7 protein-coding genes are annotated in these 8,504 nt (G+C 45.0%); all 7 read left to right on the top strand.

Annotated features, from left to right (window positions below):
• Positions 1–248, top strand: a 248-nt coding sequence (locus tag QVP90_RS10745; RefSeq protein WP_288204295.1) for an ATP-binding cassette domain-containing protein, incomplete at its 5' end; no start/stop codon positions are given.
• Positions 249–301: 53 nt separating this feature from the next.
• Positions 302–910, top strand: coding sequence for a GIN domain-containing protein (locus QVP90_RS10740; RefSeq protein WP_005930366.1), 609 nt, complete (start codon positions 302–304; stop codon positions 908–910).
• 31 nt (positions 911–941) lie between these two features.
• Entirely contained in the window at positions 942–2,234 is a 1,293-nt protein-coding gene (locus tag QVP90_RS10735) for an ABC transporter permease (protein ID WP_005930368.1), read from the top strand.
• 12 nt (positions 2,235–2,246) lie between these two features.
• A complete protein-coding gene (locus QVP90_RS10730) occupies positions 2,247–3,488 on the top strand; it encodes an ABC transporter permease (protein WP_005930370.1) in 1,242 nt (413 codons plus the stop codon).
• Between the two features lie 87 nt (positions 3,489–3,575).
• On the top strand, positions 3,576–4,826 hold the full coding sequence (locus QVP90_RS10725) for an ABC transporter permease (RefSeq protein ID WP_229104130.1): 1,251 nt from the start codon (positions 3,576–3,578) through the stop codon (positions 4,824–4,826).
• 5 nt (positions 4,827–4,831) lie between these two features.
• Positions 4,832–6,082: an ABC transporter permease gene (locus QVP90_RS10720; protein WP_005930374.1), complete on the top strand. Its 1,251-nt coding sequence runs from the start codon at positions 4,832–4,834 to the stop codon at positions 6,080–6,082.
• A 90-nt stretch (positions 6,083–6,172) separates the two neighbouring features.
• Positions 6,173–8,504: sensor histidine kinase (locus QVP90_RS10715; protein ID WP_288204288.1), on the top strand; the 2,332-nt coding region annotated here is incomplete at its 3' end.

The following is an 8,504-nucleotide window of genomic DNA, read 5'->3' as shown; positions in this document are numbered from 1 at the left end:
CACAACTTTCCGGCGGTCAATGCCAACGTGTAGCCGTTGCACGTGCCATTATCGGTAATCCGGAAATTATTCTTGCCGATGAACCGACCGGTAACTTGGACTCGAAGATGGGGGCTGAAGTCATGGAACTTCTTCACCGTCTGAATAAGGAAGACGGACGGACCATCGTGATGGTGACCCATAATGAGGAGCAGGCCAGACAAACTTCGCGTACCGTTCGTTTCTTCGACGGACGCCAGATACAGTAATGATCCCGGACTACTCGCAGACCATTTTATAACTTAAAGAAATCATACAGATCATGAAAACAAATATATTCATAACTACTATCGTGCTTGTATTAGGAGCATTTTTCACTTTCTCACAAGCGCAGACCGACAAAACGATCACTCGTAATGAGTCCGTTTCACAATTCTCTTCCATCCGGTTCGAAGCTGTGGGCGATGTGAATTTTGAACAGTCATCCGAATATTCGCTACGCATTGAAGGCCCCCGGAAATTTGTAGAGAAGGTACTTGTAAAGGTAAAGAATGGAGAACTTATCCTTACTTACAAAGAGCAGAACAATAAGTCCAAAAGAGTGAAATTTTATATTACGGCTCCCGACCTCTCCCGTGTGAATATGGAAGGCGTAGGTGCTTTCCGTTGTGAGAAAAAGTTGGAAATGAAGGACCTTGAATTGAATATGAAAGGGGTAGGCTCCATCCGTATTGCCGATCTGGAGTGTAAAACGCTTCGTGCCCGAATGGAAGGGGTAGGGAAGATAAATGTCCATGTTCATTGTGTGAAGCTGGTAGCCAAAGCCGATGGAGTGGGACATATGACGTTGTCCGGATATGCCCGGAGCGCCGATGTCACCAGTGACGGCATAGGAGGTGTGAATACCCGTAATCTGCAAGTCGGAGAATAGAGGGATTTGTCAAATCGTAAATGATCTCAAAATGATTAAACTATATTTCAAACAAGCATTGGCACAATTGCGCCAGCAGCCCATCATCAGTCTCGTCAGCATATTGGGTACGGCGCTTGCCATCTTTCTCATAATGCTGGTGGTGATGATTCAACAGGTGAAAGTAGCCCCTTTCTCGCCTGAGAGCAACCGCGACCGTTTTCTGCATGTACGCTTTATGAGTATTACCAATAAAGAATGGGGAGGAGGTTCCAGTAACGGACCGATGAGTGTACAGACAGCCAAGGCATGTTTCAAGTCGCTTACAACTCCCGAAGCAGTAACCATTTATTGTGTTGCTGCCATAACTACTCCGGCTTCCATGCCGGGTACACCTGCCATCAGTATAGATATGCAACAGACGGATGATACTTACTGGCAAGTTTTTGACTTTGCGTTTGTCGATGGGAAACCTTATGATCAGGCTGCCTTTGAATCGGGACGTCCGGTAGCGGTTGTCACTGAAAGTGTAGCCCGCAATTTGTTTGGTACGACAAAGGCTGCCGGGCGCGAATTTTTGTTGAATCATGCGCCTTATACGGTAGCGGGAGTGGTGAAAGATGTTTCAGCTTTGGCGGATGCTGCTTATGCACAGGTATGGATACCTTATACTTCTACCGATCTGGCTCAAGATACGTGGAGCGACAATCACATGGGCATGATGAGTGCCACTATTCTGGCACGTGACCGTGACGATTTCGATGCCATTCGTGAAGAATGCGAGAAAGTCCGCCTGCAATATAATAATCTGTTGGCTGAAAACGGATATGAGTTGATTTATCGTAACCGTCCTTACGATCAGGAAAAGCAGGCGATAGCTTACGCCGCCAATTGGGAACCGGACCTGTCGGCGGCCCGGCGTCAACGGGTAATTATTTTCATCATTCTGTTGCTGGTACCTGCTATTAACTTGAGTAGTATGACACAGAGCCGTTTGCGCCAGCGTGTTTCCGAGATTGGGGTACGCCGCGCTTTTGGCAGTACCCGCACGGAGATGATCGGACAGATTGTGATGGAAAACTTAGTGGTCACTTTGCTGGCCGGTGCTGTGGGATTACTTTTCAGCATATTGTTTGCTTATCTCGGTAATGGATTGCTATTTGCCCAAGCTTATAGCATTACGCTCAATCCGCCGGAAGTAAATGCTTCCATTCTGTTGCAGCCTTCCACTTTTATGTATGCGTTGCTTTTCTGCTTTGTACTCAATCTTTTAAGCAGTGGTTTTCCTGCCTGGAAAGCGTCACGTACCAGTATTGTAAATGCGTTGGGAGGTAGAACCCACTAAATCGAATGAATGATGAACAAGAAACTATTTACACAGATAAAAAATGAATGGCACTCCAATCTTTGGATAGCGACGGAGTTGCTGTTGGTGAGCGTAGTGATGTGGTATGTTGTGGATTATATTTATGTGCAGTACAAGGTTTATACCGAACCGCGCGGATTCGATATTTCAAACTGTTATCTCGTGAGCATGGGGCAGCTTACCGACAAGAGTCCCGACTTCATACCGAATGATACGCTGATTGCCGAAGAAATAGATGAACTGGTCAACCGTATTGCCCGCCGTCCGGAAGTGGAAGCGGTGAGCCTGTCGCAAAATTCATATCCGTATAACGGGAGTAATAGCGGGACGGAAGTGAGATACGATACTTTGCAGTCTTATGGTTATGTGGTCCGCCGGTTTGTGACACCGGATTTCTTGAGAGTGTTTCGTTATCAGGGGACAAGGGGAGAGACTCCGGAACAGTTGGCAGAGATGCTTACGAAAGAGAATTTCCTGGCATCGGATAATTTGTATGAACGGAAATACGGCGTGAAGCTGACTTCATTGGTAGGAAAACAATTTTATCTGTTTGGAGATTCAGCGAAAACGTATAAGTTAGCTGCTTCTTTAAAACCGGTACGTTACTCGGATCATGAACAGGCTTTTTCTTCTTATTGCATGCTTTACAAATTAGGCCGCAGTTGGTATGATACTCATCTTGAACTTTGTGTACGTGTGAAAGAAGGACAGGATGTCGATTTTATGAACCGTCTGAAAGCGGATAGCGAGAAGCAGCTCCGGGTAGGAAATGTTTTTATTGCCGATGTTCGTTCATTTGCCGATATCCGGCGTAATTTCGAACAGGCTTCTATGAATGAGCTTCGTAATTACATTTTCGGTATGGTCTTTTTGCTATTGAATATTTTTTTAGGATTGTTGGGCACTTTCTGGTTTCGTACACAACAGCGCCGTAGCGAGATCGCCCTGCACAAAGCATTGGGAGGAACGAACCATACGATATTCAACCGCCTTCTGTCCGAAGGTCTGTTACTGCTTTTGATAGCTACCGTACCGGCCATTATCATAGACTGGAATCTGGCTCATGCCGAACTGAACTCCTGGATGAACGGAACCACATTGGAGACCGGCCGTTTTATTATCACCGTTGTTCTGACTTTTATTCTCATCGTCCTGATGATTGTGATAGGCATCGGCATCCCGGCGCGTAAAGCTATGAAGATACAACCGGCAGAAGCCCTGCGCGAAGAATAAAGGAATTGTAATCGTAAATTATAAATCGTCAAATCGTAAATCCTCTCCATGTTCAGACAATATTTTAGACAGGCCTTTCATCTTCTGATGGAGAATAAGTTACTTTCTGCCATCAGTATTGCCGGTACGGCACTTGCTATTTCGGTAGTGATGGTGATTATCATTCTGCTGTATGCAAAAACGGCTAATTACGAGCCGGAAATGAATCGTGACCGTACGCTTTATGTGAAGTGGTCGAGTGTTTATGAGAAGGAGGATAAAGATGCACGTAATTACAGCCGCCTGTCTCTTTATGATATACAGCAAATTTTCTATCCTCTCACGACTGCAGAAGCCGTATCTGCCATCTGTGAATATGGGCGTATGCTCGCTGTGGTTCCGGGGGGAGGAGAAGAGATCAACTGTCAATTGCTTTATACCGATGCCGATTTCTGGAAGGTATTTGAGTTTGGATTTCTTGCCGGACAACCCTATGATGAGGTTGCTTTCAAGGCCGGGCTGAAACAGGCTGTGATATGCGAGAGTGTGGCTCGGCGTCTGTTTGGTGGGGTAGAGACGGCAGTAGGGCGTCATCTTGAACTTAACTTTGTAGAGTTTACGGTTTGCGGTGTGGTACGTGATGTCAGTAAGTTTGCCGAACAGAGTTATTCGGAAATATGGTTGCCTTATACCACTAATACGGATATCAGCCGTATTGATCTTTCCGGATGGACCAAAGGGCATACAGGCAGTTTCCAGTGTTTTATCCTGGCCCGTTCTTCGACCGGCTTTCCTGAGATTCTTGCGGAAGTGAATACGAACTTGGCAAAATTGAATGCAAATGATCAGGATATGCAACTGGATTTGCTGGGGCAACCCGATACATTTTTTATTCAGATGCTTCATAAATACGCCCATGGAGGTATTCCGGCAAAAGAGGTAGTCATTCACTATGTGATTATTATTATCGTTATTCTGCTTGTGCCGGCTATCAACCTGTCCGGGTTGACGCAGAGCCGCATGCGGAAACGCCTTTCAGAAATTGGAGTGCGTAAGGCTTTCGGTGCCAACCGTTCGGTCTTGTTGAAACAGGTACTTGCCGAGAATCTGTTGCTTACGCTGATCGGTGGTGTGGCAGGACTTCTGTTCTCTTATTTTGCTCTTTGGCTGTTATCGGATTGGCTGTTGGCATCTGCATTATCGGTTGGAGGTACGGCCGCCATGAACGCGTCCATGATAAGTCCGTGGATATTTTTTGCAGCCTTAGCTTTCTGCTTGGTTCTTAATCTGCTTTCTGCCGGTATTCCAGCGGTTCGTGTGGCTCGTACAACGATTGTCAATGCACTAAATGAAAGGTAATTAATATGTTCAGACACATTCTTACAATTATATGGAATAACCGTCGTCACAATGGATGGCTGATAGCCGGTTTGTTTGTGATGTCTACTTGTATGTGGTATGCGGTAGATTATGTTTACACGGTTACGGTCAATCAGACCCGTCCTTTAGGATTCGACTGGCACAATGTGTATGCCCTCAATATCGGGGTACTGACCCCTGAAAGCCATAAATTTTTATCGGACAAACTTCATACCAAGAATGCTACAGGTGATTTTTACACTTTCATGGATCGCTTGGAACATCATCCGGCTGTGGAGTCTGTTTGTTATACACGCATGCATAAACATTATGTATGGACGAATCAAGGTGCCTCTCTTATTTACGATACAATTACTTGCAACAGTTGGATGCGTACCGTCAGTTCCGGATATTTCCGGGTATTTCGGGTGAAAGGGGCGGATGGAAGTTCTCCGGAACAGTTGGCAGGCAGGGCCAATCTTACCGATATTATCATTACGGATAATTTGGCATGCCAGCTCTTTCCCGGACGTTCTGCTGTGGGTGAATGGGTAAAAAACACCTTGAATGGCGACAGTGTACGTATTGCTGCCGTATGCGAAAATCAAAAGTATAATGAATTTACCTCCCACCAACGGGCTACCTACATACCGTTGCATTTCACACAAAAGCGTCCTTTTTACTATCTGGAGGCTCCCTATTTGGGTGTGTACATTCGTGTGCATCCCGATTCCGACGGTGATGATTTTATTCGTAGATTCCGTAAAGACATGCGTGAACAGTTGATGATCGGCAACTTTTATCTTGAAGATATGCGCCCTATGACCGATTTCCGGAACGAGCAATTGAAAGAACCTCGTAATGATTTGTATACCTATCTATCAGTGGCGGTATTCTTTTTATTGAATGCTTTTCTGGCAGTGTTGGGCACTTTTTGGTTTCGAACGCAGCAACGTCGTTCCGAACTCGGATTACGTGTAGCTTTGGGCGGTTCAAGAGTCAGTCTGTGCAGGCTTCTTTGGGGAGAAGGGGTAGTATTGCTCACATTGGCATTCATTCCGGCAATAGTAGTGGCGGCAAACTTGGGATTGGCAGAAATTGTATCCGATTATCCGGTTGAATTCACCTTGTTCCGTTTTGTTGCCGGTATTTTTATCACTTATCTATTGTTGGTATTTACCGTTTTTCTGGCTGTTTGGATTCCCGCACGTCAGGCTATGAAGATACAACCGGCAGAAGCATTGCGTGAAGAGTAAAAAAATAAAATTATATATCTGCGTTGCTTTCAAGATAATAGCGTATATTTGCGTGCATATTGTGAAACAACGCAGTTATGTAACTTTATGATCCGACAACGTTATTATACTCTTCTGCTTCTTTTATTTACGGCATTTTTAGAGATAGCTGCTGCTGAACAGACCTATAATGTTCTTTTTATACAATCATATACGAATCAGACTCCTTGGCACAATGACCTGACCCGTGGATTGCGTGACGGTTTCAGCAGTGAGAAGGTGAAAGTTAAAATCACGACGGAGTATCTGGATGCCGATTATTGGGCTTATCGATCCGAGCAGGTCATCATGAAGCGTATCTGCGACCGGGCAAGGGAAAGGGGCACCGATCTGATCGTGACATCCAGTGATGAAGCTTTCTATACCTTGTTTAATTGTGGAGATTCGTTACCCCGTCAGATACCGGTTGTCTTTTATGGTATTAAATATCCGGATGATGCGCTGATCTCTACTTTGCCGAATGTTTGCGGTTTTACCTCTAACCCCGACTTTTTTCTTTTATTGGAACAGGCGCATAAGACATTTCCGGAACGGAAGGAAGTAATTTGTGTGAATGATAACAGCTTTCTGAGTCTTGCCGGAAAAGAAGACTTCATGAATGAGTGGCAACGTTTTGTGAAGCGTTATCCAGATTATAAATTGCAGACCTATAATGTGCAGACGGGTAGTACGAGCAGTATAATCTCTTCTGTTTGTTATCCGCGCAATAGTCATGGACGTATTGTAATTGTTCCGAAGTGGTCTCCTTTCATGGCGTTTATCGGTAAAAACTCAAAGGCTCCTTTCTTCTCCTGTCAAAGTATTTCCTTGACCAATGGCGTATTCTGTGCCTATGATGCCGATCCGTATACCTCTTCGCGTATGGCGGGTGTACGGGCTTCCAAAGTGCTACGGGGAGCTTCTCCGGAGGAGGCCGGGATATCTGAGACTCCGGTCGAGTTTTTTTATGATTATAAGCAACTTGAGTTTTTTAAGGTAGACAAAGACCGGGTGAAACCGGGCATTATACTCAACGAACCTTATCTGGAAAAGTATAAGTTCTTTTTTATACTGTTTTATGCTTCTATCTTAGGCCTATTGATTTTGTTGGTTATTTGGCTGTTCCGGGTTAACCGGCGGGAGGCGAGACGCAGGGTACATGCACAGACTCGACTTTTGGTGCAGAGCCGTCTGGTTGCGCAGCGTGATGAGTTTGACAATATTTTCCATTCCATCCGTGAAGGTGTAATAACGTACGATGCGGACTATCGCATCCATTTTACCAATCTCTCTCTATTAAAGATGTTGCATCTTCCTACCGATGTCTCTGTCCGTCCTTATGAGGGGCTTCCGGCCGGTTCTATTTTTAAGATATATTCAAATGGAAAGGATATTCTGCGGGAGATGTTGAAGGAGGTGATTACGAAAGGGAAGAGTTGCCAGATTCCTCCCGACTCTTTTATGCAAGAAGTGCACAGTGGAATTTATTTTCCAGTTTCGGGAGAGATGGTGCCTTTACATGCGAATGGGGAGGTAACCGGAGTTGCTTTTTCCTGTCACAATGTATCCGATGAAGAGATGAAGAAGCGTTTCTTTGATTTGGCAATAGAAGAGAGTTCCATTTATCCGTGGCAGTTTGATATCCGTACGAATGTCTTTACATTTCCTTTGGGATTTCTTCAGCGTTTTGGCTTTGACGGTTCGGTTGTTACCATTTCGCGTGACGATATGGAAAAGACGGTTCATCCCGAAGAATTGGAACACATACAAAAACAGTTTGATTTAGCGTTGAAAGAGGGACGCAGTATCCGTATGAGTTTCCGCCAGCACAATGAAAACGGTGGATACGAATGGTGGGAATACAGAACTTCCGTGCTTGGAGGGTTGACGGCTGATACTCCATATAGTATTTTGGGAGTTTGCCAGAGTATCCAACGGTATAAAACAACCGAAGAGGAATTGACGATTGCCCGTGATAAGGCATTACAGGCCGATAAGCTGAAGTCGGCATTCTTGGCCAATATGAGCCATGAGATCCGTACTCCGTTGAATGCTATTGTCGGTTTTTCCGACTTGTTGAGCGATACCAGTGCTTTCACGGAAGAAGAGGTGGCACAGTTTATTGCTACCATTAATAAGAATTGCAGCCTGTTGCTGGCATTGATCAATGATATTCTCGATTTGTCGCGTATTGAATCCGGAACGATGGACTTCCAGCTTTCACGGCACAGTCTTCCTTTACTGTTGAAGAATGTACACGACTCCCAACAGTTGAATATGCCTCCCGGTGTGGAGTTGCTGCTGGATATTCCAGAAGGCAGTAAGAAATATATGGTGACGGATAACGTGCGTTTGCAACAGGTGGTAAATAATCTGATAAACAATGCTGCTAAATTTACGACGA

The organism is Bacteroides sp. CAG:189, from assembly GCF_000432295.1.
In the GTDB taxonomy this organism is placed as follows: Bacteria; Bacteroidota; Bacteroidia; order Bacteroidales; family Bacteroidaceae; genus Bacteroides; species Bacteroides salyersiae.
The sequence above is the reverse complement of the archived record's forward strand: the minus strand, read 5'-3'. Positions and strand labels throughout refer to the sequence as shown.